Annotated in this window: 25 protein-coding genes; 12 read left to right on the forward strand and 13 right to left on the reverse strand. The window is 60.1% G+C overall.

What is annotated here, in order from left to right; translation table 11 throughout:
* Positions 1-75: 75 nt before the first annotated feature.
* The gene (uraD, locus tag LEPTO7104_RS0122590; RefSeq protein ID WP_017300864.1) at positions 76-597 is read left to right on the forward strand and encodes a 2-oxo-4-hydroxy-4-carboxy-5-ureidoimidazoline decarboxylase; all 522 of its coding nucleotides are present in this window, start codon (positions 76-78) and stop codon (positions 595-597) included.
* A gap of 167 nt (positions 598-764) precedes the next feature.
* Entirely contained in the window at positions 765-1,829 is a 1,065-nt protein-coding gene (locus LEPTO7104_RS0122595) for a glycosyltransferase family 4 protein (protein WP_017300865.1), read from the forward strand.
* 74 nt (positions 1,830-1,903) lie between these two features.
* Here LEPTO7104_RS0122595 and LEPTO7104_RS0122600 read toward each other — a convergent pair whose 3' ends face one another.
* Together LEPTO7104_RS0122600 and pdxA are read right to left on the reverse strand one after the other, a co-directional pair.
* Positions 1,904-3,607 (reverse strand): ABC-ATPase domain-containing protein, encoded by a 1,704-nt coding sequence (locus LEPTO7104_RS0122600; RefSeq protein WP_017300866.1) that lies wholly within the window; start codon positions 3,605-3,607, stop codon positions 1,904-1,906.
* Between the two features lie 175 nt (positions 3,608-3,782).
* On the reverse strand, positions 3,783-4,865 hold the full coding sequence (gene pdxA / locus LEPTO7104_RS0122605; RefSeq protein ID WP_017300867.1) for a 4-hydroxythreonine-4-phosphate dehydrogenase PdxA: 1,083 nt from the start codon (positions 4,863-4,865) through the stop codon (positions 3,783-3,785).
* Between the two features lie 115 nt (positions 4,866-4,980).
* Here pdxA and petM point away from each other — a divergent pair, with 115 nt between their 5' ends.
* Complete coding sequence (gene petM, locus LEPTO7104_RS0122610) at positions 4,981-5,085, forward strand: cytochrome b6-f complex subunit PetM (protein ID WP_017300868.1); 105 nt, start codon at positions 4,981-4,983, stop codon at positions 5,083-5,085.
* A 76-nt stretch (positions 5,086-5,161) separates the two neighbouring features.
* Positions 5,162-6,118 carry an SDR family oxidoreductase gene (locus tag LEPTO7104_RS0122615; protein ID WP_026072991.1) on the forward strand — a complete coding sequence of 319 codons (957 nt, stop codon included), beginning with the start codon at positions 5,162-5,164 and terminating at the stop codon, positions 6,116-6,118.
* 286 nt (positions 6,119-6,404) lie between these two features.
* On the opposite strand, the gene LEPTO7104_RS0122620 is transcribed toward LEPTO7104_RS0122615, so the two are convergent.
* Both LEPTO7104_RS0122620 and LEPTO7104_RS0122625 read right to left on the reverse strand, forming a co-directional pair.
* The gene (locus LEPTO7104_RS0122620) at positions 6,405-6,665 is read right to left on the reverse strand and encodes a DUF6737 family protein (protein WP_017300870.1); all 261 of its coding nucleotides are present in this window, start codon (positions 6,663-6,665) and stop codon (positions 6,405-6,407) included.
* A 138-nt stretch (positions 6,666-6,803) separates the two neighbouring features.
* Complete coding sequence (locus tag LEPTO7104_RS0122625; RefSeq protein WP_017300871.1) at positions 6,804-7,226, reverse strand: Fur family transcriptional regulator; 423 nt, start codon at positions 7,224-7,226, stop codon at positions 6,804-6,806.
* A 257-nt stretch (positions 7,227-7,483) separates the two neighbouring features.
* Between LEPTO7104_RS0122625 and LEPTO7104_RS0122630 the strand changes: the two genes are divergently transcribed.
* The 5 genes from LEPTO7104_RS0122630 (at position 7,484) to LEPTO7104_RS0122650 (ending at position 12,852) form a co-directional block, all read left to right on the forward strand.
* On the forward strand, positions 7,484-8,056 hold the full coding sequence (locus LEPTO7104_RS0122630; RefSeq protein WP_017300872.1) for a peroxiredoxin: 573 nt from the start codon (positions 7,484-7,486) through the stop codon (positions 8,054-8,056).
* A gap of 221 nt (positions 8,057-8,277) precedes the next feature.
* A complete protein-coding gene (locus LEPTO7104_RS0122635; protein ID WP_017300873.1) occupies positions 8,278-9,282 on the forward strand; it encodes an NAD(P)/FAD-dependent oxidoreductase in 1,005 nt (334 codons plus the stop codon).
* A 92-nt stretch (positions 9,283-9,374) separates the two neighbouring features.
* Complete coding sequence (nrtS, locus tag LEPTO7104_RS0122640; protein WP_017300874.1) at positions 9,375-9,617, forward strand: nitrate/nitrite transporter NrtS; 243 nt, start codon at positions 9,375-9,377, stop codon at positions 9,615-9,617.
* A gap of 28 nt (positions 9,618-9,645) precedes the next feature.
* Positions 9,646-10,200, forward strand: coding sequence for a GNAT family N-acetyltransferase (locus LEPTO7104_RS0122645; RefSeq protein ID WP_017300875.1), 555 nt, complete (start codon positions 9,646-9,648; stop codon positions 10,198-10,200).
* 99 nt (positions 10,201-10,299) lie between these two features.
* A complete protein-coding gene (locus LEPTO7104_RS0122650; RefSeq protein WP_017300876.1) occupies positions 10,300-12,852 on the forward strand; it encodes a glycogen/starch/alpha-glucan phosphorylase in 2,553 nt (850 codons plus the stop codon).
* 99 nt (positions 12,853-12,951) lie between these two features.
* Here the strand turns inward: LEPTO7104_RS0122650 and LEPTO7104_RS0122655 are convergent, their stop codons facing one another.
* The 4 genes from LEPTO7104_RS0122655 to LEPTO7104_RS0122670 all read right to left on the reverse strand — a co-directional run bounded on the left by LEPTO7104_RS0122655 (position 12,952) and on the right by LEPTO7104_RS0122670 (position 17,021).
* On the reverse strand, positions 12,952-14,145 hold the full coding sequence (locus LEPTO7104_RS0122655) for an alpha/beta fold hydrolase (RefSeq protein ID WP_017300877.1): 1,194 nt from the start codon (positions 14,143-14,145) through the stop codon (positions 12,952-12,954).
* Between the two features lie 80 nt (positions 14,146-14,225).
* Positions 14,226-14,720, reverse strand: a complete 495-nt coding sequence (locus LEPTO7104_RS0122660; protein ID WP_017300878.1) for a nitrate reductase associated protein — start codon at positions 14,718-14,720, stop codon at positions 14,226-14,228.
* Between the two features lie 21 nt (positions 14,721-14,741).
* Positions 14,742-16,028 carry an MlaD family protein gene (locus LEPTO7104_RS0122665; protein WP_017300879.1) on the reverse strand — a complete coding sequence of 429 codons (1,287 nt, stop codon included), beginning with the start codon at positions 16,026-16,028 and terminating at the stop codon, positions 14,742-14,744.
* Between the two features lie 120 nt (positions 16,029-16,148).
* On the reverse strand, positions 16,149-17,021 hold the full coding sequence (locus LEPTO7104_RS0122670) for an ABC transporter ATP-binding protein (RefSeq protein ID WP_017300880.1): 873 nt from the start codon (positions 17,019-17,021) through the stop codon (positions 16,149-16,151).
* Between the two features lie 342 nt (positions 17,022-17,363).
* Here LEPTO7104_RS0122670 and LEPTO7104_RS0122675 point away from each other — a divergent pair, with 342 nt between their 5' ends.
* A complete protein-coding gene (locus tag LEPTO7104_RS0122675) occupies positions 17,364-18,746 on the forward strand; it encodes a gluconeogenesis factor YvcK family protein (RefSeq protein ID WP_017300881.1) in 1,383 nt (460 codons plus the stop codon).
* Between the two features lie 99 nt (positions 18,747-18,845).
* Here the strand turns inward: LEPTO7104_RS0122675 and LEPTO7104_RS0122680 are convergent, their stop codons facing one another.
* Complete coding sequence (locus LEPTO7104_RS0122680) at positions 18,846-19,109, reverse strand: hypothetical protein (RefSeq protein ID WP_017300882.1); 264 nt, start codon at positions 19,107-19,109, stop codon at positions 18,846-18,848.
* Between the two features lie 133 nt (positions 19,110-19,242).
* Positions 19,243-19,425 carry a hypothetical protein gene (locus LEPTO7104_RS0122685; RefSeq protein WP_017300883.1) on the reverse strand — a complete coding sequence of 61 codons (183 nt, stop codon included), beginning with the start codon at positions 19,423-19,425 and terminating at the stop codon, positions 19,243-19,245.
* A 728-nt stretch (positions 19,426-20,153) separates the two neighbouring features.
* Between LEPTO7104_RS0122685 and LEPTO7104_RS0122695 the strand changes: the two genes are divergently transcribed.
* The gene (locus LEPTO7104_RS0122695) at positions 20,154-20,777 is read left to right on the forward strand and encodes an NUDIX hydrolase (protein ID WP_017300885.1); all 624 of its coding nucleotides are present in this window, start codon (positions 20,154-20,156) and stop codon (positions 20,775-20,777) included.
* A 139-nt stretch (positions 20,778-20,916) separates the two neighbouring features.
* Here LEPTO7104_RS0122695 and LEPTO7104_RS0122700 read toward each other — a convergent pair whose 3' ends face one another.
* Positions 20,917-22,896, reverse strand: coding sequence for a hypothetical protein (locus LEPTO7104_RS0122700; protein WP_017300886.1), 1,980 nt, complete (start codon positions 22,894-22,896; stop codon positions 20,917-20,919).
* 403 nt (positions 22,897-23,299) lie between these two features.
* Here LEPTO7104_RS0122700 and LEPTO7104_RS0122705 point away from each other — a divergent pair, with 403 nt between their 5' ends.
* Positions 23,300-23,518, forward strand: coding sequence for a hypothetical protein (locus tag LEPTO7104_RS0122705; protein ID WP_017300887.1), 219 nt, complete (start codon positions 23,300-23,302; stop codon positions 23,516-23,518).
* A 189-nt stretch (positions 23,519-23,707) separates the two neighbouring features.
* Here the strand turns inward: LEPTO7104_RS0122705 and bioD are convergent, their stop codons facing one another.
* On the reverse strand, positions 23,708-24,424 hold the full coding sequence (gene bioD, locus LEPTO7104_RS0122710; RefSeq protein WP_017300888.1) for a dethiobiotin synthase: 717 nt from the start codon (positions 24,422-24,424) through the stop codon (positions 23,708-23,710).
* A gap of 20 nt (positions 24,425-24,444) precedes the next feature.
* The gene (locus LEPTO7104_RS0122715; RefSeq protein WP_017300889.1) at positions 24,445-26,337 is read right to left on the reverse strand and encodes a serine/threonine-protein kinase; all 1,893 of its coding nucleotides are present in this window, start codon (positions 26,335-26,337) and stop codon (positions 24,445-24,447) included.
* Positions 26,338-26,705 lie beyond the last annotated feature (368 nt).

Raw genomic sequence — 26,705 nt, forward strand, 5'->3', positions numbered from 1 at the left:
TCAAATCTCTGCCCCCCCGCCCCCTTGCTTCCCTGCCCCCCGCGCCCCCCTGCCCCCCACTCCCCCACTCCCCCCATGCCCTACACCCTAGACCAGCTCAACGCCATGACCGAGGCCGAATTCGTCGCCGCCGTCGGCCCCGCCTTTGAGGAGACGCCTCAGATCGCCGCCCAGGTCTGGCCCCAGCGCCCCTTTGCATCGGTAGCCGATCTGCACCAGCGCATGGTAGCGATCGTGCAGACCATGGCTGAGGACGAGAAACTGGCGCTGATTCGGGCTCACCCCGATTTGGGGGCGCGAGTCACCATGGCTGAAGCGTCGGTAGCAGAGCAGAGCCGGGCCGGTCTTAGCCACCTCAGCCCGGAGGAGTATGAGCTATTTCAGCGGCTCAACCAGGACTATAAAAACAGGTTTGGTTTTCCGTTTATCCTTGCGGTAGCCGGGCATACCAAAGCGTCGGTTTTGGAAAACTTTACCGTGCGGTTGCGCAATTCTACTGTTGAGGAAATAGCGACGGCCCTGTTAGAAATCGAAACAATTGCGCGATCGCGCTTAGAAACCTGGATGCAGAGTCACTCTAGCCCCAAAGCCTCCTGAATCCTCCTCATGAGGTTTATCAAACGCTTAATTTAAGCCAGGCTTAATGAAAAGTAGGCTAGGTATTCTCCCCGGCAGCCTTAGGCCGCAACTGCAAGCGCTATATATTGAACACAGTCTAAACACCGTTAATTCATCTGCTGCCACACGCGAATGGGGTCGTATCCATGAAATGGGCTATTGCTGCGCCTTTCTTTGATCTTGAAAATATAGATACCGCCAATTGGTTAGAGCCTTTTGTCCCGGGCGACAACCACGAATTTCAGCTGATTCCGCGCCAAAAACCGCTGCCCAAATGGCACGATCGCAAATCTAAATTTACGCCTATAAATGACTGGCTCATCTACATGAGGCAGGCTGCCGATGCCCTCAACTCCGATGCTGATGGCATTATTACCGTATTTCCCCAGGTGGCGTCGGCCGTTGGTCTCCAGCAAACGCTCAGGTTCTCCAACAAGCCTGTGGTGTCCTGGCTGTTTAACGTGGGGACCTGTAGCGGTGGCCCCCGGCGAAAGCTGGCTCAGACGACCCTGGGCAATATCGATTATTTTGTGGTTCACACCCGCCGCGAGATCGACATCTACAGCGAGTGGCTAGGTATATCCGCCGAGCGATTTGAGTTTGTGCCCTACCAGGTGCCCGATATTCCCATCGAGTACGAAGAAGAGCGGCAAATTCCGTTTATTACCTCCCTGGGCTCGGCCCACCGCGACTTTCCCACCCTGTTTGAAGCGGTTAAAAAGCTCGACATCAAAACCGTCGTGGCCACCGGCAAAGGGGCCGTTGAGGGCATGACCATCCCCGATCAGGTCGAGCTACCCTTTGGCATCAGCAAGGCCGAGTGCCTGCGTCTGGGCCAGCAGGCCCGGCTCAACATCGTGCCGCTACAGCCCAAGGAGGGCGTTACGGCAGCGGGGCAGGTCACCCTGGTTGAGGCCATGATTATGGGTCGCCCGCTAATTGTGACGAACTTTTACGGTGCCGAAGACTACATCATCCACGGCGAAACGGGCTGGCTGGTCGAGCCCAACTCCCTGGAGAGCATGACCGAAGCCATCGACCTGCTTTGGAATGACGATGCCCTGCGCCAGAAGCTGGGGGAAAATGCCCGCGCCTACGCCCTGGAGCATTTTTCGGACCCCTGCGCAGGTCGCCATCTAGAGCGCATTCTCAATAAGGTCAGCGAAAACCGTAAGACTCCGGCCAGCGCCAAGTTGCAGTGGGCGAAATAGCCTGCTCCCCAGGCCTGGGCTGCTTGTGCTGAGGCTTTCACGGATGCCGTAATGGCGCACCTTGGGGAACGGGTTTAACCGATTTGCAGGGTGCGCAGTCTGTTGATGGCCGCCGCTAGCTCCAGGCCCCGGAACCAAACCAGATCGCCCATAGGCCACTCGGTCAGGCTGTCAAGCCCGTGCTGCCCTAGGTCGGCCATGACGGCGGCGATCGCCGCCGCCAGAGGTGTAGTTGCCGTCATGTAGTGGCGCTGGGCATAGACGATCGCCTCGGCGATCGCCCGCACCTGTCCTGGCTCTACCAGTTGCTCCACCGCCGACAGGTCAATGGCCTCGGTGCCAATCTGGAGCTGGTCCACATCCCGCGCCCTGAGCTTGACGCTGTGGCGACCTTTGCTGGGGTCAATGCTGTCGGGCTGAACAATTCGGGGCGTGAGGCTGCCAAACTGGGGGCCGCCCTCGCGATCGCGCTCTGTCTTGTACTGCGCCGCAATTGACCGCGCCCGCTCGGTCACATCCTGGGGCACAAACTCATCCATGGCAACTACGGTATCGGCCACGTCGAAGTAGTCGCCGCTGCCCCCCATCACCAGCACCGTGGAGATGCCGTAGTCGGTGTAGAGCTGCCGCACCTTGTCGATAAAGGGGGTAATCGGCTCGCGGTCTTTGGCGATCAGGGCCTGCATGCGGCGATCGCGAATCATAAAGTTGGTCGCTGAGGTGTCTTCATCCACCAGCAGCGCCGTTGCTCCCGCCTCGATCGCCTCAATGATGTTCGCCGCCTGGGAGGTGCTGCCGCTGGCGTTGGGCGTCGAGAAAGCCTGGGTCGATTTGCCCTGGGGCAGACTGCCGATAAACGGTGAAATATTCACTCCGGCAATGCTGCGGCCATCCTCGGCCCGCACCTTCACCGCCGCCGGATCTGTGACGACCTGGTGCCGTCCGTCGTCGGGCACGTGGTTGTACACCCCCGCTTCGATCGCCCGCAGCAGGGTCGATTTGCCGTGGTAGCCGCCCCCCACAATCAGGGTAATGCCCTGGGGAATGCCCATGCCGCTCACCTCGCCCGCGTGGGGGCAGCGCAGCGTTACCCGCAGCGCGTCGGGAGATTTGAACGGTATGGCCTGATCCTGGAGCGGACGTTCATCGACACCGCTGCGCCGGGGCAGGATGGCGCCATCGGCCACGAAGGCGACCAGGCTGTGGTCAGCCAGCTGCGATCGCAGCGCCTCCGCGTCCTCCACCGTATCGACATGGCGCTGAATCTTGCCTCTGTCTAGCGCTTCATAGACCAGCGTTCGTTTCACCAGATTGGGAACGGCCTGGCACAGCAGTACCGCCCCCTGCCGCCCTGCAATTCGCCTGCCAAAGGCCGGCAGACCCACGGTAAAGCGTAGCTCCACTGCGGCGGCGGTTACCTTAGCTGCACTGCGCTCCAGCACGGCCTGGCTGGGCCGCACGATGCCGATTTGCCCACTCTTGCCTGAGCCAGACCCCCGCTCCTGCCGCTGGGTGGCCCCATGGAACGCACGAGTCAGGTAGTCAGCCAGGGCGATCGCCCGACAGGGCCTAGCCCATAGATCCTTAGGAAACCCCGCCACCGCCTGGGGCACCACCACCCGCACCCGACTCGGGGCCGCAAACGGGTCGCCCTGCACATGGTCAATGTGCAGCACAAAATCCTCAAAGGCGTACTCACCCCTGAGCGACTTATACGCCCCGTAGCCCTGACCATCGAGCCGGTGCAGCTGTTCGTAGAGGTCATCGCAGGTAGCCATAGTGCGGATTGAATCGTCTTGAACCCAAGTACTCTATCGCACCCCCAACCAGACTCAAAATAGCCCTGCAACGAGTCAGATAAGCGCCCCCTCCCCCCCGCCCCCGCACCCCCACACCCCACCTCCCTCACTTCCCCCACGCCCCACGCCCCCACGCTCTCACGCCCCCACTCCCTCACCCCCTCACCCCCCTCGCCCTCACCATCTCCACCGCCACCGCCATCGCCGCCACCATGCTGCTGGCATCGGCGATCCCCTGCCCCGCGATGTCAAAGGCCGTACCGTGGTCCGGGGAAGTGCGCACGAAGGGCAGGCCCACGGTCGTATTCACCGCCCGATCAAAGGCCATCAGCTTGACCGGAATTAGGCCCTGGTCGTGGTACAGGGCCAGGTAGGCGTCGTGGGCGGTTTCTGTGGCGCGGCGATCGGTGCCAAACCAGGCCTGTCCTGGGCGCACCCACAGCGTGTCTGGGGGAATTGGGCCGTCGATCTGCATTTGAGGGTAGCGCTGGCGCTGAGCCTCTAGCCAGGGAATCAGCCAATCCACTTCTTCACGGCCCAGCTGCCCGCCTTCGCCGCTGTGGGGGTTGAGACCCGCTACGGCAAGGCGAGGATGCCCCAGGCCAAAGTCTTGCCTGAGGCTGTGGATCAGCAGATCGAGTTTTTGGGTGAGGAGATTCGGCGTCAGGACATCAGGCACCTGGCGCAGGGGAATGTGGGTGGTAGCCAATAAGGCCCGCAGCCACCAGCCCGTGTGGGGCGACTGGGCCACAAAGGCCATGCCAAAGCGATTGGCCTGTGCCCCTTCGGCCAGCAGTTCCGTTTGGCCCGGATAGTGGTGCCCGGCGGCTTTCCAGGCCGACTTGGCGATCGGCCCGGTGACGATCGCATCATACTTACCCCCCACTGCTCCCCGGATGGCGGCTTGCACATAGGCAAAGCTGGCAGCCCCGGTGGCGGCGCTGGCCTGGCCAAAGGTCACTGGCTCAAGGGGCAGCGGCGGGGAAATATCTACAAGCGAGAGAGCGTCCAGATCGGGGAGCGACCCGGCATAGGCGGACTGCTGAAGGGCCGAGAGAGACTGGTGCAGCAGCGATCGCGTACCCAGCACGGTAATGTCGGCGATCGCCGCCCAGTCCTTCGCCGCCAGCGCCTTCAGCACCACCTCTGGCCCAATACCCGCCGGGTCACCCAGAGTAATGGCCAGGTGAGGCCGGGGAGAGCCTGTTCCCGGCAGGGGAGAAGTGAGGATAGACATAGGCGCAGGGGTGGATACCAAACTGGTCTAAAATGAGGGCGGCTAGGGGGTTAAGCAACGTCCTGGCAGGCTGGGCAACCGGCTTAATTACTATAGTGCTGTGGCAGGAGAGCGTATGGGCGGCGAAATTTTTAATACGGCAGTGATCATCTTTACCCTAACCCTAGTGGGCCTAGGCATTGGGTTTCTGATGCTGCGAGTGCAGGGCGGCGAAGAGTAGTTTTTGCCTCGGGGGTGTATCCGGTGGAACCATCTGATATTCTTAGAGGAAGTTAAACTTTTGTATCATTTCCCTCATGAAAGTATTGGTCGTTGGCGCTACTGGCACCCTTGGCAGGCAAATCGCCCGCCGTGCTTTGGATGAGGGGCATGACGTTCGCTGTTTGGTCAGAAGTGCCCAGCGAGCTGCCTTTTTGCGAGAGTGGGGGGTAGAGCTGGTGCGGGGCAACCTATCCAGGCCTGAAAGCCTGCCCCCCGCCCTTGAGGGTATTGACGCCGTGATTGACGCCTCCACCGCCCGTCCGTCGGAGTCGGTGATGGAGGTGGACTGGCAAGGCAAAGTCAATTTAATTAAAGCCTGCCGTGATGCGGGCATTCAGCGGTTCATTTTTATCTCTATTCTCAACGCCGACAAGTTCCCCCACGTGCCGCTGATGAACGTCAAGCGCTGCACCGAGAAATTTTTGGCCGAGTCGGGGTTAAACTACACCATTCTTCAGCCCTGTGGCTTTTTGCAGGGCCTAATTGGTCAGTACGCTATCCCTATTTTAGAGAAGCAGCCGATCTGGGTGATGGGCGAGGCGGCCCCCATCGCCTACATGGATACCCAGGACATCGCTCGGTTTGCCATTAAAGCCCTGTCTGTGCCCGAAACAGCTAACCGCAGTTTTCCCCTGGCGGGCACTCGCGCCTGGGGCGCTTACGAAATTATGCGCCTGTGCGAGCGCAAGTGTGGCCAGGAGGCCAGGGTTTCTCGTATTTCCCTCGACCTGCTGCGGGCGATTCGCAAGGTGGCGCAATTCTTTCAGTGGGGCTGGAACTTTGCCGATCGCCTCGCCTTTGTGGAAGTGGTAGCCGGGAGCCAGCCGCTGGATGCGCCCATGGATGAGGTCTACCAGGTTTTTGGTATCGACAAAGCCGAAATCACTACCCTCGAAGACTACATGCAGGAGTACTTCAGTCGCATTATGAAGAAGCTGAAGGAACTCGACTACGACAGCGACAAAGCCAACAAGAAAAAGCTGCCGTTTTAGAGGTCTGCTGCCGGGCATTGCTTGGCAGACCTAGGAGTCTTCCTGAGCGGTTGGGATCTATAAACTCACTGTCAGCCGTGCCTGTAGACGCCTGAACAGATTAGGCTGTAGGCAAGTCTTTGCAGAGGTTTGCGATGACTGGGTCCAGCATTCTAGAACCAGGCAAGTTCAGCTCTACGGAGCAGTCTCGACAGGGGATGTATGGTCGCTTGGGCGGCTGCACCGAGGGTAGCGCCGAGTTGAGCAAGATTTGACCCTGTATCGGGTTCCCGCTGATCTCCAGAAGTTATTTCAAAGTCTGGTCGGGCTGTTGACCAATCAAAGGCACGTCTAGATACCCTGCCTCTCGCATTAGCCGGGGCCACAGAATTAGGAAAAAGCCTATCCATACGCCAATGGGAACAGCTACCAGACTGGTCAGCCAGACCCGGTGGAGAGCAAACCAGCTGCCGCCTACGATCGCAACCCCCGTCAGCACAATGGACCAGGGCTGGCACCACCAGGGCTTGAGCTGCCAGGGGCTAGTGATGGGTGGGGGGGTGGTCATAGTTGCGTACCAAGTTTAGAGTTTGGACTGGCGATTTTGGAGCGGGTAGCCCCGATATTCTATGGCTTGCCCAGCAGCAGTTTATCGCTCGTGTTGGTTTCCCAAGCCAAACTCCAAAATCACAAATCTAGAATTGCCCTACTCGGGCTGGCAGCGATCGCACAGGCCCCGCACCGTTACCTCGTAGCCCTCGATCTGCCACTGGGGGCTGAGGGTTTGCAGATTGAGGCTGGCCAGGGTTTCCCAGGGGATATCGGCGATCGCCCCGCAGGACTGGCAGCGAAAGTGGTGGTGAGGCCCCACATTGGCGTCGTAGCGGCAGACCCCAGCTTCCAGCAGCACCTCGCGCACCAGATTCACCTCGCGCAGGGCCTGCAGCGAACTGTAGACCGTGGCCTGGGACGACGTTGGCGCATCCTGGTTGAGGTCGCTGAGAATATCGTCGGCGGTGGGGTGGTCGCAGCGACCCAGCAGGTTGGCATACACAGCAAATCGCTGGGGAGTCACACGCAGCCCCCGCGACTTAAGCATGGCAACAATTTGATCGGTTTGGGACGACATTCTGCCCGGCTCCGGCACTGAACGCTACGGCAATTCCACCACAAACAGGCGTCGGATGGATTTTGGGATGAACACACTACAATAGCCTGCTCTGATACAGAGTAGCATTCCAATCTGGGAATCAGCTTGATTTTGTAAAGAATCTAATTTTTGAGTTATTATGCTTATTGAAGATTTCTTAAGTCAGAACTATTCTGATTTGAGAGGCAACCGCTGGAACCGCAGTTAAGTTGTTGTAGAACTACAAAGAGGTAATCATGGCTGCTATTGAACGCGTCCCTGACGTTACGTTTAAGACCCGCGTGCGGGATGAGTCTGTGGGTGGGCCCAACCCCTACCGCTGGCACGACCTGACCACCAGCGATCTGTTTGCCGGTAAAAAGGTAGTGGTGTTCTCCCTGCCCGGTGCGTTTACCCCCACCTGCTCCTCCAACCACCTGCCCCGCTACGAAGAGCTTTACGATGAGTTCAAGGCCCAGGGCGTAGACACCATCGTTTGTGTATCTGTGAACGATGCCTTTGTGATGTTCCAGTGGGGCCAAAAGGTTGGCGCTAAGAACGTATTCCTGCTGCCCGACGGCAACGGCGAATTCACCCGCAAGATGGGCATGCTGGTGGACAAGTCCAACCTGGGCTTTGGCATGCGCTCCTGGCGCTACTCCATGTTCGTCAACGATGGCGCGATCGAGAAAGTTTTCGTCGAGCCCGACTTTGGCGACAACTGCCCCATTGACCCCTTTGAAGTATCCGACGCCGACACGATGCTGGCCTACCTGAAGGGCACTGAGTCCGCTGGTGTGTCTGAGCCTCGTCTGGCCTTCGTGGGCTAATCCCTCTTGGGTTCACCCTGAGTGAGTATTGGGCAAAGGGGGTTGCTATAGCTCCCTTTGCCTTTTTAGATTGCGAATGGGGTGGACAGTACCTGGCCGCTTACGTCCAACGCCTTCAGCCCCGTTCAGATTAATTGTTGCAAATCCTTTAGCCTAGAGATATAGCCTTACCCCTGTGTACCGTTTAGGCTCTGTTGCAGTCCTCTCCATTCATCGCCGCTATGAAACTCTCTCGCAAAAATTTGCACGAACGCACCGACCAGGTTTACGACGCTATCGTTGTCGGCGGCGGAATGGGAGGGCTGTCGGCGGCTATCTATCTGGCTCGCTACGGCCTCAAGTGCCTGGTCGTAGAGAAAGGCAAGGGGCGATCGCTGTGGATGCAGGACCTGCGCAACTTTGTCGGCTTTGACCCCGACACCCCCGGGCGCGCCATTCTAAACCACGGCACCCAGCAGGTGGTTGACTGGGGCGGCGACTACCTGCGCGGTTTTGTCGAAGATGTGGTCGATGAGGGCGACCAGCTTGCGGTGCAGGTCAAAGTTGGCAAGGCCGACAGCTACTACCCGGTGTTTCGCACCAAGTACCTGATTGCGGCTTCGGGGGTGATTGACGTGCTGCCCGAACTCGACAACATGCAAAACGTCTACGACTACGCGGGCTACACCCTCCACGTCTGCATGATCTGCGATGGCTTTGACATGTGGGATCAAAAAGCCGTTCTGATTGTCGGTAAAGAGTCGCAGATCAACGCCGCCTTCGTGCTGAACTGGTTTACCCCCTACATTACGGTGCTCACCCACGGTCTCTGCACGGTGGGCGATGAGATGAAGGCCAAGCTGGCCGACCACGGCTACCCCCTCTACGAAGCGCCAATTGCCCGCTTTTTGGGCGAACACCACAAGATGGGTGGCGTGGAGCTGACCGACGGCACCGTGATTGAAGCCACTACCGGCCTGATCAATATGGGCTCGATTTACCACAACCGCTACCTCAAAGGCATTCCCAGCCTGGAGTGGGACGGGGAAAATCTGGTGACGAACGCCATGTGCCAGACCACCCACGATCGCATCTTTGCCATTGGCGATCTGAAGCAGGGCGTCAACCAGGTGTCTGTGGCTGTGGCCGATGGCACCCTGGCCGCCACCCAGATCTGGCGCACCATTCGCCGCGCCAGCCCCCCGCGCAAGTGGGAAGAAAATCTGGCCAAAGCGCTGGTGTCTTAGCCCGCTAGGTTTCACCTGACCTCTGCCCCTCTCCCCCAGGAGCGGGGTTTTGAATGATACGGTCGTTGTTTTGTAGCCTAGGGCAGCGGACCATGGGGGCGATTAAGGGATATTTTGCGGCGCTAGTGACTCCGCACCTGGCGGTGCGAGCGGTGCGGGTGGCTTTGGTCATTGGCACGCTGCTGTTTGTGATCAACCACGGTGCGGCGGTGCGATCGGGCACCATGACCCGGGCTCGCTGGATCTCGGCGGGCCTGACCTACCTGGTCCCCTACGCGGTGAGCATTCATGGGCAGTACCTGGGGCAGGGCGGAAAGCGAAGCCTGGGGAAATAGATCGGAAACGTCATTTCTAGACGATGCCATGGAAATACGCTTTCTAGATTCTCGGCATGTCGTCGTTTACCGCGAGCTGCGCCTTCAGGCCTTGAGGGAGTCGCCCGCCGCTTTTGCGTCCAGTTATGAGCAAGAAGCAGAGTTCTCTTTAGCCGATTTTGCGGCCAGACTGCATCCCAGTCCCGATTCTGCTAGCGGTATCTTCGGCGCCTTTGACGCCAACGATCAGCTGGTCGGCCTGCTCGGGTTCTCCCGGGAGACTCGCCCAAAACGTGCCCACATTGCTTCTCTCTGGAGCATGTATGTGGGGCCGGAATTTCGCGGCCAGGGGCTTGGAGCAGCTCTTCTCGATCGGGCAATATCCCATGCCCAGCAGCTTGGTGGCCTGCGACAAATCATTCTCAGCGTTACTGCGGGCAATTTAGCCGCCCGCTCCCTTTATCTGTCCCGCGGGTTTGAACCGTTTGGTCTGGAGCGTGGGGCTTTATTTGTTGACGGCAGCTACCTGGATGAAGAGCATCTCGCCCTGTACTTCTGCCGCGATGCTCAGTTTCCCCCTGCCGCAGCCCCCCGGCATTCTTAAACCAATGTTGAGTTGTATCCTAGAGCACAATAGGCGATCGCGCGATTTGATCTGATCAATAGGATCAGTTCCTTTACCCTGAGTCAGGATCGCTCACCTATGGATACCCCTTCGCCAATAGATGTTGCGGTTGCTACGGCGCTGGCCAAGGAGCGCACCGCCGATGACATTGAGAGCATCAAGCGGGCGTTCCTCAACAACCTTTTTTACGTGCAGGGCAAGCCGGTGTCGCTGGCCACCCAGCACGACTACTACATGGCCCTGGCCTACCTGGTGCGCGATCGCATGCTGCACCGCTGGAACGGCACCGCCGAGAGCTACACCCAGCACCGGGCGCGGACGGTGTGCTATCTGTCGGCGGAGTTTTTGATGGGGCCGCACCTGGGCAACAACCTGATCAACATGGGCATCTACGCGCAGGTGAAGCAGGCGATGGAAGAGCTGGGCCTCGATTTTGATACCCTGCTGGCCCAGGAGGAAGAGCCGGGGCTGGGGAATGGGGGCCTGGGGCGATTGGCGGCCTGCTATCTCGACTCGCTGGCCTCGCTGGAAATTCCGTCGGTGGGCTACGGCATTCGCTACGAGTTCGGCATCTTTGAGCAGGATCTGCGCGACGGCTGGCAGGTGGAGCGCACCGACAAGTGGCTGCGCTACGGCAACCCCTGGGAGGTCGCCCGGCCCGAGTGGTCGGTTGAGGTCAAGTTTGGCGGCTACACCGACACCTTTACCGATGAGCAGGGCCGCTACCGGGTGCGCTGGGTGCCCGATCGCGAGGTGCTGGGCGTTCCCTACGATACGCCGATCTTGGGCTATCAGGTCAATACCGCCAACACCCTGCGCCTGTGGAAGTCAGAGGCGATCGAATCCTTTGATTTTGCGGTGTTTAACCAGGGCAACTACTACGGCGCCGTCGAAGCCAAGGTGGCCTCTGAAAACCTCTCCAAGGTGCTCTACCCCAACGACGAAAAAATTGAGGGTAAGCAGCTGCGCCTGGAGCAGCAGGCTTTCTTTGTGTCCTGCTCCCTGAAGGACATGTTCCGGATTTTGGCGGGGCAGAACATGGCGGTGGAGCAGTTTCACGAGAAGTTTGCCATTCAGCTCAACGATACTCACCCGGCGATCGCGGGGGCCGAGCTGATGCGCCTGCTGCTCGACGAGCACGGCTTAGACTGGACCCTGGCCTGGGAGATCACCCAAAAGACTCTCGCCTACACCAACCACACCCTCTTGCCCGAGGCGCTGGAAAAGTGGCCCGTCAGCCTGTTTGGCCGGCTGCTGCCCCGCCACCTGGAGATCATCTACGAGATCAACCGCCGCTTTCTCGACCTGGTGCGGATGAAGTTTCCCAAGGACTCGGCCCGCCTGGCCCGCATGTCGCTGATTGACGAAAGCGGCGATCGCTACGTGCGGATGGCCAACCTGGCCTGCGTCAGCAGCCACACCATCAACGGCGTGGCCGCCCTGCACAGCGAACTGCTCAAGGAAACGGTGCTGCGCGACTTCTACGAACTCTTTCCCGAAAAGTTTTGCAACAAGACCAACGGCGTCACCCCCCGCCGCTGGATCGCCCTCAGCAACCCGCGCCTGAGCACGCTGATTACCAGCCGAATTGGCGATCGCTGGATCAAGCACCTCGACGAGCTCAAGGCAATTGAGCCCCTGGCCGACGACGCCGGTTTCCGTGACGAGTGGCGCGCTATTAAGCAGGCGGTCAAGCGCGATCTGGCCAGCCGTATCCACAGCCAGTTCGGCATTTTGGTCGACCCGGCCTCCCTGTTTGACGTCCAGGTCAAGCGCATCCACGAGTACAAGCGCCAGCACCTCAACGCGCTGCACATTGTCACCCTCTACAGCCAGCTGAAGCAAAACCCCAGCCTCGACATCACCCCCCGCACCTTCATCTTTAGCGGCAAGGCGGCCCCCGGCTACCACATGGCCAAGCTGATGATCAAGCTGATCACCGCCGTGGGCGACATGGTCAACAAAGACCCCGACCTGCGCAACCAGATCAAGGTGATCTTTTTGCCCAACTACAACGTCACCAACAGCCAGCGCATTTATCCCGCCTCCGACCTGTCAGAGCAAATTTCCACCGCTGGGTTCGAGGCCTCGGGCACCGGCAACATGAAGTTTGCCATGAACGGGGCGCTCACCATCGGCACCCTCGACGGGGCCAACGTCGAAATTCGCGACGCCGTGGGGGCCGAAAATTTCTTCCTCTTTGGCCTCACCGCCGACCAGGTGGTCGATCTCAAGGCCGAGGGCTACACCCCCTACAGCTACTACCAGCACAATCCCCTGCTCAGAGATGCCATCGACCTGATTGCCTCCGGCCATTTCTCCCAGGGGGATAGGGAGTTGTTTCGGCCCCTGCTCGACAAGCTGCTGCACCACGACCCGTTTATGCTGCTGGCCGACTACCAGGCCTACATCAACTGCCAGCAGACCGTGGGCCAGGCCTACAGCGATATCGACAGCTGGACCCGCATGGCGATTCTCAACGCGGTGCGCATGGGGGGCTTTTCCAGCGATCGCTCCATTGCCGAATACTGTAGCGACATCTGGAAGGTGGCCCCCTTCCCTGTGGGCCTGGTGGACTACGGGGAACTCGGCGGCGACCCCGGCGGCAAGCTCACCTGCAAACTCAGCTGATCTCCCTTCTCTATTCCCCCCTACCCCCCTACTCCCTCACCCCACCACTCCCCTACTCACTCACCCCTCCACTCTGCCGCCTCACCAGCCCGCACTCCCTTAAACCGGGGGTACCGCTGGCAGGTCTGCTACTTCGTTAATCTGCTCCAAACTGCTGCCCTGGAACTCGGTTTGGGTCAAAAAGCGAAACACCTCTTGGTACATTGGTTTCCAGTAGCCATTGCTCATGTTTTGGCTGCGCTCCAGCGGGTCGACCATGGGGTGGGGCACCAGGGCCGAGCTTGGAAAAGTGTACAGGTAGTGGTTGTCGTAGGTTTTAAGCAGCCCGCCGTGCCCCAGGGATTGGGCAAATTTTTGGTTGGTCTGGATATTGGCCGCGTCTTCGTTTTCGGTCAAAATCATCAGCGTTGGTTTGGGCTGTAGGGCCGCAACATTGTCACCTTTGCGCACAAATGCGCCAAACCGATTGGCGGCGGTAAAGCAGCCCAGCGGAAAGTGCAAATCATCCCAGCCAAACTCTCGAATATCGAGGGGGCCAGCCAGGTTGACATAGCGCTCGCGGGTTTCGCCGTACACCTCCAGCAGGGGCGCAAAGGCCACCACCTGAGCCACCCGCTGCGGGTTTTTGGCCCCCAGGGCCAGGGCCACGGCTCCACCGACCGATAGCCCGACGGTATAGACTGGCCCCGGCATGGCCTCTAGCTCGTCCAGGCGAGCCTGGGCATCGGTCAGGTAGGCCAGGTGAGAGGAGATAAAATAGCGGTCAAAGTCGGGGTCGTTATCGCGCTCGATCGCCGCGACGATGTCGAGTAGACGCGGCTCTAGCTGGCTGAGGCGAGCGATTAACCCGGCCATTTGCAGTGGGGATAGGGTCGATGCGCTGGCGTCGCCACTGGCCGCCATGTTGGCCAAAAAGGTTTGCAGCACCGGGTCAGCGCCGACTTTTTCGCGCAGGGGATTTAAAATTTCAGGCTTGAGGTCTACCTGGGGCCAGTACTTGTCGGGGATACGGTAGGCATGCCCCGCCAGCGTGGCCTGGTACACGTTAAAGCCGTTGCGGAAGAGATAGTCGGCCAGGCGCGACATTTGGTGGGGTTTGGCGCTAAAGCCGTGGAACATCAGGACGGTGCCCTGAATCGGGGTACCCGCGTCGTGGAAAAGGTAGTAGGGAAATGCCCCATCCCGGCGATCGGGGCTGCTGGCGATGGTTTGAATATAGGCGTCGATGCGCTGCCGGGTGGCCTGAACGTGGTCCTGGGTCGGTGTCGTGGGGCCATTGTGTAGGGTAACCATAGACCTGGGGGTGGGGGAGAGAAAACCACAACCATTATGGATGAGGTTTTGCTTAAAAATGTTCGCCCCGTGAACATGGTCTACGGAAGCTCTGGACCCTTGGCGGGGGCTAACCCAAATTCCACGAGGGCGGGATAAAAGTTGCGGTTTTCGTGGCTGGGGCGGCTGAGTTTAATCAGGGCAAAGCGCTGGAGGGGCCGCAGCGATCGCCACTGCTCCAGACTTAGCTGAACCCCTGCTAAGGCTGCCTGGCCCTGCACTGCGGGGGGAATCTCTGCGCCGTTGTGCCAAGGGGGGTGGGGGTCTATGGCTAGGGTGGAGGCCGGGGTGCCCTGGACGTGAACCACCAGGTCCTGCACGCAGGCGGCGTAGGCCAGGGTAGAGGCGCGATCGCCGCAGGGCAGCAGGGTCAGGCGTTCGCGATCGCCCGCGCTAAACCGATGCCATTGCTCCAGCTTGAGCTTGACCCCGCAGGTGTCAAGCTTGAGCCGCACCTGCATGGGAATACAGCGCAGTGACTCCACAAAGTCGGCCTCAAACTGAAAAAAGTCGTTGTTGTCGCAATCCTGGACCATGGCAAAAAGGGGGCAATCGCCCTAGTGGGGCTGAAAAGACTGCACATGGAGCTGGTACGTCTGCCCCTGGTAGGTAATGGTCGCCGGGGCCGGGCCAGCTCCCGGGCTGGGGGGCTGGGGGGCCGCAGGCCGAGCCGTCTGGGGCGCTGGCACCGGGGTAAAGGTCACCCGCTGCAGCTGTTCGCCCGCCGCCGGGGTCAACACCTGGGCCACCTGCCCCGCCTGCTGGAGCTGGTTGGTGAGCGAAACCAGGCCACTGAGGCCGTTGATCAGGTCGCGCAGGCTGCGGCGCAGGGCGGGGTCGCCCGTGAGTTCGTCTACGTCGGCAATGACCTTGTGGGCGCTTTGAAACACGCTGCGGGCCGAATCGAGGGTCTGCTGCAGCATGATCAGATTCTCGGGGCTGTTAAACGTGCCCGTAATCGAGCGAATGTCGGCGGCGGCATCGGCGGCGTTGGCGGAGAGGCGATCGAGGTTGACCAAAAAGTCGCTGTTCTGAAGGGCCGGACTCAGGGTCGAGGTAATGCTCTGGATATCGGCAACGCTGCGGTTGATGTTGTCGAGGGTCGTGGTCAGGGTGCCCCGATTGGTTACCACCAGACGGTTAATTTCGGTGCCGGTCACCTCAAACTCGGCAGCGGCATTGCCAACGTTGTCGGTGGCGCGGTTGGCTGAGGCCACCAGCGGTCCCAGATCGGTCTGTAGCTGCCGCGATAGACCAATCAGCTCCAGCGACAGCTGGTTGGCACTCTCTGTCAGAGCGGTGGCGTTTTTAAGGGTAACTTTCAGATCGCCGATGATTTCGGGATCGGCAAAGGCGTTAGCCAATCCCTCCGCCGAGCGAATCAGCGACTCGTAGCTGGCCCCTACTTCACCGTCCAGGCGATCGCCATTGCAGATAATGGCGCTGCCTGCGCAGTCGGCCGCCGTGGGGCTGAGGGCCAGCTCCGGCGAAGTGAGCGGGCGCTGGGGCGTAATGTCGATGGTGGTGTCACCAATCAGCCCCGACTGGTTGACCAGAATGGAGGCATCGCGCGGAATGCGCAGATTGCTGTCCGTGATTTCTACCGCCACCTCGACAGCGTTGGTGGAGGGAATAATGCGGAGCACTTGCCCTACCGGCACCCCCCGGTAGCGCACGTTGGTGCCCTCCTGCATGCCCAGGGTATTGGCAAATACAAACGTAGCCCGATAGCTGCGGCTGCCGGGATTCAGCCCTCGTAGCCACAGCACCAGACCGCCAAATAGCCCCACCGCAATTAGAATTAGCAGCCCCACCGACCCTTCTCGAATTGCCCTTGCCCGCATGGTGCCTCTTACCCCAACCGCTGAACTGGTTTGATCACAACCCCATTCTGTACCGAATCAGCCCCACCTGCCTGGGTTAACGCCAGATCCAGCATTCAGATCCGGCCCGTGGGCAAGGCGCTAGTGCACCAGCTGAATCGGCCCCTCGACCCTGCCGCTAAAAAACTGCCTGACGAAGGGATTGTCGGTTTCATCTACCTCGGTTACCGGCCCCTGCCACTGGATTTTACCCCGGTGTAGGAAAATGACCCGGTCAGCGGTGCGACGAATGGTACTGTCCTGGTGGGTGACGATCAGATAGGAGCTGCACCCGTTGTTGCCTTTAATATCACGAATCAGGTCTTCGATAACCGTAGAGGCGATCGGGTCGAGCCCGGCCGTAGGCTCGTCGTACAGCAGCAGCGCCGGTCGATCCTGAGGGTTTTCTGGGTTCGACACAATTGCTCTGGCAAAACTAACTCGCTTGCGCATGCCCCCCGATAGCTCTGCCGGGTAGCTTTTGCCTGTACCCGGTAGCCCCACCATGTCGAGCACCTCATCTACGATCTCGCGAATCTGTCGGGCCGGCAAATTAGAGTGCTGGTAGAGCAAAAACCCCACGTTCTCCTCCACCGTCAGCGAGTCAAAGAGGGCGGCCTGCTGAAACACCATGCCAATGCCCACCAGGTCGGGCGAATCTTCAATCAGCCCTTCTCGACGTTTTCCCTGCACATAAATTTCTCCCTCGTCGGGGGAAAGTAGCCCGGCAATAATTCTTAAAATCGTTGATTTGCCCGTGCCCGAGGGACCGATGATGGCTACCGCCTCGCCCCGGTACAGGGTTAAGTCGACATTGTCGAGCACCTGGTTTGTGCCAAAGCGCTTAGAAATACCCCGCAACTCTAGCAGCACCTCACCGTCGCAGTCGGCTAGGTCGGGCTGGGAGGCCCCCACTACCGCCAGGGGCAATCCGGACTGCCCAGGATCAGGGCCGTGATTGTGGGAATCGGGCATAGACTTTACCGATGTGTGTACCCATATATGCCGAATGATCTAGATGATCTAGCTGCCCAGACCCGCCCACCTGAAGGGGCGGCTTTACCAATCATTAACAGCCTAGGGGCATATCCATGCTTTGACTCTATCAAATAGCCGCTAAAATCTAAGGCGCTGGTGCTCAATCCTATCAAAGGCTGCTTGAAACTCCCGCAGGCGTTTCAAGGTATACCGCAATGCGGGTCGGGATAGGGCAGGCCACCGTTGGCCTGGGTGGGGCATCTAGATGGTCGAGAACACCAGCAGACGCCTGTGTTTAAATGCCTTTTGGGCTGGTCAGATTGCTATCGGCCTCCTTTCATGTTCTTAAAATCTTTGTATCAGGCTCTGGCCCGGCTGTTTCAGCAGGTCAGGCGGGAGACCCTAACCCTGGCTCCTCCCCGCCGGGTTAACCGACTTATGGGATGGCTAGCGCCGGGTCTGCTCGTCAAACGATGGCTGTTCCTCAGCATGGCTGGGGTGCTGCTGGTGGGAGTGGGGGTGATGATCTGGCTCAAGCTGACGCCCGTATTTTATACGGGGCAGCTGCTGGGGGCGGCACTGCGGGCGTTTACAACCCACGTACCCAACTACATTAGCGGCCCGCTGGGCATTTTGCTGGGGCTGGGGCTGATTTTTTGGGGCCAAAGTCGCACCGTAGGCGCTATCACCGATGTGCTGATTCCCGGCAACGAGGAAGAGCTGCTCGATGCCCTGCTGGCCCAGCGGCGGCTGTCGCGGGGGCCGAAGATGGTGGTGATTGGCGGCGGCACCGGGCTGTCCAATCTGCTGCGCGGCATGAAGCGGTACAGCTCCAACATTACCGCTATCGTTACGGTGGCCGACGATGGCGGCTCGTCGGGGCGGCTGCGGCGCGAAATGGGGGTGCTGCCGCCGGGGGATATTCGCAACTGCCTGGCGGCGCTGGCCGATGAGGAAAAGCTGCTCACCGAGCTATTTCAGTACCGATTTGAGGCGGGCAGCGGGCTGGTGGGCCACAGCTTTGGCAACCTGTTTTTGACCGCCATGAACGAGATCACAGGGGATCTGGAGCAGGCCATTGCCGCCAGTTCTAAGGTGCTGGCGGTGCGGGGGCAGGTGCTGCCCTCAACCTCGGTGGATGTACAGCTGTGGGCCGAGCTGAGCGATGGTCGGCGAATTGTGGGCGAGTCTAAAATTACCGAGGCGCGGGGCCGCATTGTGCACATTGGCTGCCTGCCTCCCAACCCGCCGCCGCTGCCGAAGGCGATCAGGGCGATCGAAGAGGCCGACTACATTGTGATTGGCCCCGGCAGCCTCTACACGAGCATTATTCCCAACCTGCTGGTGCCCGATCTGGTGAAGGCGATCGCGGCCCGGCAGGTGCCCCGCATCTACGTGTGCAACATCATGACCGAACCCGGCGAGACTGACGGGTTTTCGGTGTCTGACCACATTCGGGCGATCGATTCGGCCTGCGGCTGCTACCTGTTTGATGCGGTGCTGGTGCAGAAGGTGATGCCCTCAGATGCGGTGATTAGCCACTACGCCCGAGCCGGGGTGGGGCCGGTGCTGCTCGATCGCGCCGCTATTCTCGATTCGGGCCGCCGCATTATCGCCGCCAATGTCATGGAGGAGCGGGAAAATCTGACGGTGCGCCACCACAGCGAACGTCTGGCGCGGGTGCTGCTGCGCTGGTACACCCGCACCCAGCGCATGTGGTAGGTCCGACGTACAGAACTGCGGGTAGCTTCTTTGCGGGGATAGCTGTAGCCAGTTTGGTTAAGACATGTCTCCTATGAACGTTCAAGCGTTTGAACGTTATCAAGAGGGGTCGGTGTTGAGCCGTCGCCCTACCCAGCCGACTATGCCGCTGGCGATCGCCCCTGCCATCAGCACGCTAAGGGCGGGCAAAATGAGCGGGTTCCACAGCGAATACCAGAGGTCTAGGCCCAGGTCCAGGTTCATGCTGCGCCCCAGCACGGCGACCAAAAACCAGCCCAGGCTGAGCAGCACCAGCCCTAGATCGGCCACGAGTACCCAGCTAATTAGGCTAGAGATGCGTTGAGTGATGGGCATTTGCTTCATGGGTGCATTTAGAATTGTAAAACAAGAATAGGCTGCCCTATCGTCTAGAGCAGCCTACCAAAAAGACCAGAGTTACTGGCGGATTAACACACAAATTGCCCTGGACTAGGCAGATAGCTGGTCCGAAGTTATCCTAAGCCTCTAGGTTCTGAATCAGGAGATTGTCGGGATCGACGTAGTGACAAACAGCGTCGTCAACGCAAATCAGGGCCCAACCAGAGGCTTCGATACTGACTAGCTCGTAGTCGGCGTCTTGCACAAAAAATCCTTTGTGGTTCCTAGTTTCGGGCTTGATTCCAACGGGGTTACTAGACATGACTATACTCTCCAGAAAACAGCGACCAGCAATGTAGAAGCAAAGCTTATGGCTTACTTGAGGAAATCCTATCATTCCCTTCATGAGAATTTTATTAAGTAATTTAAGGGTTTATTGCATAGCAGCAGGTTAAACAGCCAGTGCGCTGCGATCGCGCCATCTCCACACCGAATCAATCCCTTGATTCCTGGGTTATTGATGCCCCACGCACATTTTTTTCGCCGCCAGAGAAAGATTAACTTAAGTTTTATAAACACTCTATGAGTGATGTCAGATTTTGGGATGGCAGTAGAAATACTCATTGGCCTGTTGGGCGTCCAGGGCGATTTAGGGCCATTCTGGCTTGATCCCCGACTGGTTTACCGCTATGGCAGCGCCTGGGGCTATTTTTTCTGTAGCGCTCTGTGCAGTCTGTCGGTCTGGGTCTAAGGGCGCAGCTCAGGTTGCGATGTCGGTGGCACAGCCAGATTAAAGTATTGGGCTGTGCCGCCAAATCAACTGGCCGATGTCGCCAAATTGTTGAGGCCGCCGGGTTAAATACCCGCAAATATAGCGATGGCCAATGCGATTAGGGCAGGATTTATAGCTATTGGCCTATGGCATCCCCCTAAAGGACTGTGCAGAATGACCTAATCGATCTGACGGTGGCTGTATATCCGTCAATCCGTCAAACAGTCTGTCAAATATAATTTTCGCGTTTTGGCCTCCTGTCGTCTATCTGCATCACTATGATCTCACCCTGGCTCAGCTGGATTCAGCAGCTTTTGGGCATTGCTCAGACTGGGCTGCACTACAAAAATCATCCCTATGACACAGAGCGCTACAGGCAGGTGCAGGACATTGCCGTTGCCATGCTTGCCGCTCAGGCCCAGGCCGACCCGCTTGCTCTACTGGAGCTATTTCAGCGGGAGCAGGGGCATGCCACCCCCAAAGTCGATGTCAGAGGGGTCGTGTTTCGCGATCAAAAGATTTTGCTGGTGCAGGAGCGTTCCGACGGTCTGTGGGCGCTGCCCGGCGGCTGGGCCGATGTGGGCGATTCCCCCAGCTCCGCCGTAGAGCGCGAAATCTTTGAGGAGTCTGGCTTTACCGCCCGCGCCACCCGCCTGCTGGCCTGCTACGATCGCGCTCACCCCCGCCACGGGCACCCGCCCGCCCTGCACCACAGCTATCGATTAGTCTTTCTCTGTGAGATTACCGGCGGCCAGCCCACCCCCAGCTACGAAACCCCGGCGGTAGACTTTTTTGGCCCCCACGAGATCCCGCCCCTTTCCCTGGGGCGCACCAGCCCCAGCCAAATTCAGCGTTTTTTTGAGTCCTTAAACAACCCCGACCAGCCCACCGACTTCGACTAGCTACTAGCCATCTCCCCCACTCCCCCACTCCCCACTCCCCACTCCCCACTCCCCCACTCCCCCACTCCCCATCCATCTCCCCATCTCCCCCATCTCCCCCATCCCCTCATCTCCCCCACCCCCTCATCTCCCCACCCCCCTACCCCTGCTTCTGCAACAATCCCTCAAACACCCGCTCACCCACTGGCGCATTGCCAGAGGGCACTAGCCGCAGAGGCCCAGGGGCGGCGCCTGCGGCGAGCGGCTCGTAGGCAATGGCGATCGGAGCCTCGCGCTGGTCAAAGGCCTCTAGCAGCGTTTGCCGGGGCAGCTCTGCCGGGTCAATAAAGGCGGGATCGTAGTCAAAAAAGGCCTGTTGTTGGCCTTCGACCTGGATGCCCCTGGCCCGCATCTCCTCGTCGTAGCTGAGGGTGTAGTTGATGAAGTCAGGCTGGCGATCGCCCAGCTGAATGCGGTCTTTGATCACCAGGCGGTTTTTGACCGTGAGGGCGTACTGGCTAGGAGCTAAATCGTCGTCGGCAAAGTAGAGACGCTTGAGATCGCCCTGGGCGGCTAGGGCCACCCGCTGCCCCGCTGGCAGCCTCAGGCCGCTGAGGTCAAACCCAGCGCTTTTAGACACGCGGCGATCGGTAATGGAGAACCCAGTTTCTGGCGTCGATGAGTCGAACTGGTAGGCACGGGTTTCATCGCTGAGGCCGATCGAGAGCTGGGGAATGTCGGTGGACTGGTTGGCGACAAACGTAATCTCTGGGCCGGAAGCATTGGCAACCAGAAACAGGGTCAGGCGCTGGTCGGGGCTAAGCACCAGGCCGGACACATTGGCGGTGTACCCCGGCCCGGTGAGCTGTAGGGTAACGGGCGATCGCGGCCCAGGGGCTACCCCACTCAGGGTAACCTCCAGGGGCTGACCCAGGGCGGCGGCAGGGAGGCGATAGCTGGCGGGCACCGCGCGGCTGAGTCCCCCTTTAAAGGGCACTAGATCGACGGTATCATCGCTGCTAAAGGGCTTTGAACCAGCCTCCTCAGACAATAAAGCTCCGCCGTAGGGCACCACCGTGAGCACTCCTTCACCAATCAACGCAATGTCCACAGAGGGTTGGGCACCAGCGTCGGCCTCGGTTTCGGTGCCGCAAAAGGGACAGGTGAAGGGGCCGGTGGCCGCGAGCTGACTCTCGGCTGGGGGCTGCCGCCACGATCGCTGGGTCAGATCCAGGGTTTTGCTCTGGGCATCGCCGCCAAATTTCGGCCCGCTGGGGGTAGGCTGGTAGGCCCAGGTGTCGGCCTGGGTGTCAAACTCGACGTGGAGGTCGGTGGGGCTGCTGGGGCGACCGGCGGGGTAGTTGCTGTCGTAGACATAGACCCAGTACTGGCCGCTGCCCCGGTCTTCGAGTCGGTAGGGGGTGAGGGCGTGGCCCTCGGTGAGCGCCCCCTCCAGCAGGCGGTAGACCCCCATCGTAAATGGGTCCGCCGAGCCGGTCAAAAACACCTGCGCGATCGCCAGCAGGATTTGGGTGGGCGTAAAGGTGTCGCGAACGGTCTGGGTGGGCTGAAACACTTCGCTCACTCCCTGCATGAGAAACAGGTTGGCGATAAAGGTTTGCAGGTCAAACAGCGTGCGGGCCAGGCCAAACACCGTGTGCCCCAGCAAAAAATTGACCAGCCGCTGCCACCAGGGAATTCGCGGTGGACTGGGCTGCCACAGGTCGAGGGCGGCGGCGGCCATACCCTCTGAAAGGCCCTGCTTCATACCCCCTAGCTGGGTGGTGAGCCAGCTCCGGGCAGCAGCGGTGAGCACGCAGGTGGCCGAACCATCGCCCACACATACCTGAGGGCCAAAAAGCTGCTGAAGCTGCTCGGTAAGCACCGCTTCCCAGGCCTGGGCATTGCGATTTAGGTCGATGGCTTGCAGCAGCTCTTGGTTAGAAAACTGGAACCCGTTCACCGCTGGGTCAAAGTTGGCTAGCGCTACGCTGCCGCTGGGCAACTGCTCAAGCTGGGCCAGCAAACGGGGGCTGGCTAGGCTGGCTGCAGGGGCAGTCCGGTGTGCGGGTGGCTCGGCCACGGCCGCGATCGCCAGGTAGGGCCGCAGCTGCACCGCGATCAGCGCGGTGAGCAACATCAATCCTAGCCACCGCCTGAGCCGCCTAGGCCGATCCCTCCGCTGTTCTGTCATGTCGCTGATGTTGGCCACTGTAGTTACCCTTAAACAATTGCCATTAAACCCAGTGCGCTGCGCTGTGATTTTAGCTAAAGTATTGCTAACGCTGGCGTTGCCCCTGGCGTCTTGATCCTATTTGCCCCCTCAACCTGCTGGCCACAGCGAACCTATAGACCATAGAGGTCGAGCCGCGCCCCCAAAAACTTCCCTGGGATGGGTTGGTCAAATTGAGTTTTGCTTATATGGTTAGGGCAGATTTGCCTGCTGGGATGGGTAGATATACCTCGGGTAGACGAGATTCCCTAGCGATCGCAGCTCTATACGCAGATCATGACAACCCAGGGTGCCGTAAGAGGTAGTGACGATGATGTTTTTTATTCCCCCAGCCGTGCCTCCCTCGGGAGCCATGGCCCTGGTGCTGATTAGAACCGACACTGTCAGTGCCGAGTGCAAAAAAAACAGCCGCGACTGTTTTCCGGGCGATTTGGTCGGGGTTTCTCCCCAAATCTCGCCCGATCGGTCCACCGACCTGCTTGGGCGAACCAGCGGGTTCCTGCCTGGGACAGAGACCCGAACCCCCTGAGCCTGAGACGGATAAAACGCGCTGACTGCCTGACAGATGTCCAACGTAGGTCGGATGCAACGCAGGGTCACCCAGCACTGGCCGATCCTGAGGCCTGCTGGGTTCTGCTGTTGCGCCACCCAGCCTGCGAAATATCAATGCTGTCCAACGTTGTCTCAGCTAACCAGCAGAACGTCTCTGTTGACGCCTCTATCGACGTTTTGCCGCAGGTTGTGATGCGGGCGCGGGCAGCGCTTCTAGGGTAAGGGTAGCGGCGGCGGCGGCCAGGGCCTGCGGCGACTCTGGATCGGCCAGGTAGGGCAAGGTGCCCAGCACAGGGGTTTGGGTCAGGCCAGCCACTAAGTCGATGGGTGCCCACTGGTCAATGTCTTCGGCGGTTAGCGCCGTTGGACAGTTGAGGACAAGGCCGCGCAGATCGATGCCCCTCTGGCGAGCCAGGGCCACATTGGCGACGGCCTGGGCGATCGCGCCCAGCCTGACCGGCACCACCAGCACCACCGGCAGGTGCCAGGCCGCCGCCAGGTCGGCCACGGTCAGCTCGTAGGTTACTGGCGAGCCTAGCCCCCCCAGCCCCTCGACCAAGACCCAGGGGTGCTGCTGGGTACTTGCCTCTAGGGCGCGCCAGGCCAGCGCCAGGTCAACGCTGCGCCCCTCCAGGGCGGCGGCCAGCGGCGGGGCCAGGGGGGCCTCAAAGTACTGGGCGGTAATCGCCTCCAGGCTGGTTTGAGGGAAAAACAGGCGCTGGTACAGTTCGCGATCGCCGACCCCCGACTGAAAGGGCTTCAGCACCGCCGGAGCCTGGGCAGGCCGATGTTGCTGCCAGTAGGCCAGCAGAGCGCTGGTGAGGACGGTTTTACCCACTTCGGTATCGGTACCGGCCACCAGCAGAGCATTGAGAGAAGCCATAGACCTGATTGCCAAGAACCCTAGTTCACCGAAACTTTCAGCACGTAGTTAGACGGGCGGGGTGAACTCACATCCACCATGTAGTCGCCGCTGCTGGGCAGCTGCCCCTGCCACGACAGCACCCGCGACGCATCGGGAATCATCTCGCCATTGGGAAACCGAACGTCGAGGGTTACCGGGCCGCTGACGGTGGGCAGCTCGAGCGCTAAGACCTGACCCTCCTGGGCATTGATGATGTAGCGGCGAGAGCGGTCCTGGTTGACCTGACCCGACACCTGCACGCTGGTTTGCCCCGGTGGAATCTGCACCCGCTGCTGACTGAGATCCGGTGCGGGGCTGGGGGAGGGCTCCGGCGCCACCGTCGGGGGCGGCTCGACCGTGGGCTGGGGCTGGGGCTGGGGCTCTACGGAGGGGCCGGGTTCGGGCACGGCGCTGAGGCTGACCTCTAACTCGTAGTCGCTCTGCTCAAGCCCCTGCACGGGCCGCAGTTGCAGAGTGTATTCCCCATCGGCGGGGAGGGTACCCTGCCAGTTCAGCACCCGCTGGGCCGAGCCATCGATCGGCTGCCCCTGGTCATTGAGCACGGTGAGCAGCACCCCTTCACCCTGCATTCGGGCCAGCAGCACCTGGCCTGAGGTGGCCTTGAGGCGATAGTTGATGGTTTCGTTCTGGCGCAGGCTGCCGGTCACGGTGCGGTCTTCACTGGGGGAAATAGACAGGTTTTGGTTGTATTCAACCGGGCTGTTCTCGGGGGTGGGTTCAGGGGTTGGCTCGGGCGTAGGTTCAGGGGTTGGGTTCAGGGTGATTTCTGGGCTGGGCACCGGGGTGGGCGCTGGGGTGCGGTTGAGCAGGCTGACGACGGTCCAACCGCCCAGGCCCGCCACCAGGGCCAGAACGCCGCCAATCACCGCCACAGCCCAAGGATTTTCCCAGACTGAGGCGGGTTCAACAGCCGGGGCGGGGGCCGTGTAGCTGGGGGCCGGGGGTGGGGCGCCCACCTGGGTGGGCTGATACTGCCGCCCGACGGCGACGGTGCGCACCTGGGAGGGCGGCGGGGGGGCAGCGGCGGGCTGTCCGGCCCTGGTGCCCACTGCGCCGAGGGCCTGGGCCATTTCGCTCACCGACTGGTAGCGATCGCCGGGGCGGTAGCTGGTCGCCCGCTGCAAGACCTGCAACAGCCCAGGGCTAAGGGTATTGGGCAAATTCCAGCTCAGGTTGACATCGTCAAAAATTTCCTGGGGTTCTTTGCCGGTCAGCAGCACAATGGCCGTCACCGCCAGGGCGTAGAGATCGCTGCTGGGGTAGGCCCGACCCGACTGCATTTGCTCGCTGGGGGCGTAGCCCAGCTTGCCCACGGAGGTTGCCTGGCTGTGGGGGCCGGGCGGCTGAATGCGGGTGACCACTTCTTTGACCACCCCAAAGTCGATCAGCACCGGCAGGCCGTCGGCGCGCCGCTGCATGATGTTGTCAGGGCTGATGTCGCGGTGAATAATGCCCTTGCTGTGAATGTGGGCCAGGACCGGCAGCATCTGCTGCAAAAACTGCCGCACCTCGGCCTCTGAAAAGGCCATGCCCTGCTGAAGCCGCTGATTGAGCAGGCTGCGGTAGGTGACCCCATCGATATAGTCTTGAACCAGAAATAGCCGCTGATTTTCCTCAAAGATGGCCTGAAATTTGGGAATTTGCGGATGCTCAATGCTGTAGAGAATGGCGGCTTCGCGCTGAAAGAGCTGCACCGCCTTGTCAGAAAATTGGTCGCCCTGCTGGGGTTCGAGTTCTTTGACGGCGCAGCGTTCGTTAAAGCGGCCCAGATCTTCGGCCAGGTAAGTGCGTCCAAAGCCGCCGTAGCCCAGCTCTTGCAGTACACGGTAGCGGTTTTGAAGGGTGGTACCAGGCGTCAGGGTGGGGTGCATAGATTTGGATCAGTTCAGGGACCAACAGTGGGGCAGCCAGTCTGCCAGGGCGATCGCTACACCAGTTTACAGTAGGATTACCGACCCCGACTTGGGGCATCGTCTGGGCCGGAATCTACGCTGCCGATGGGTAGGAAGTCCCTACTGGAGGAATGCCAGCCCCTTTGCAACAATGGGAAATGTCAGGATAGGCCTAGGATGGTGGTACCGGGATCGCTAGACCGGAATTGTAGCCCTGAGCTTGGCCGTCTTTGACGCTGATATTTAGACTTCGATTTAGATTTTGACATTCATTGGATATTCAACTGTGCCATCTGGCGATGGCGGCGGCGATCGCGCAGGCCGCGGTGACGCAGAGGGCACGCTCA

The sequence above is a fragment of the Nodosilinea nodulosa PCC 7104 genome (genome assembly GCF_000309385.1).
Classification (GTDB): Bacteria; Cyanobacteriota; Cyanobacteriia; order Phormidesmidales; family Phormidesmidaceae; genus Nodosilinea; species Nodosilinea nodulosa.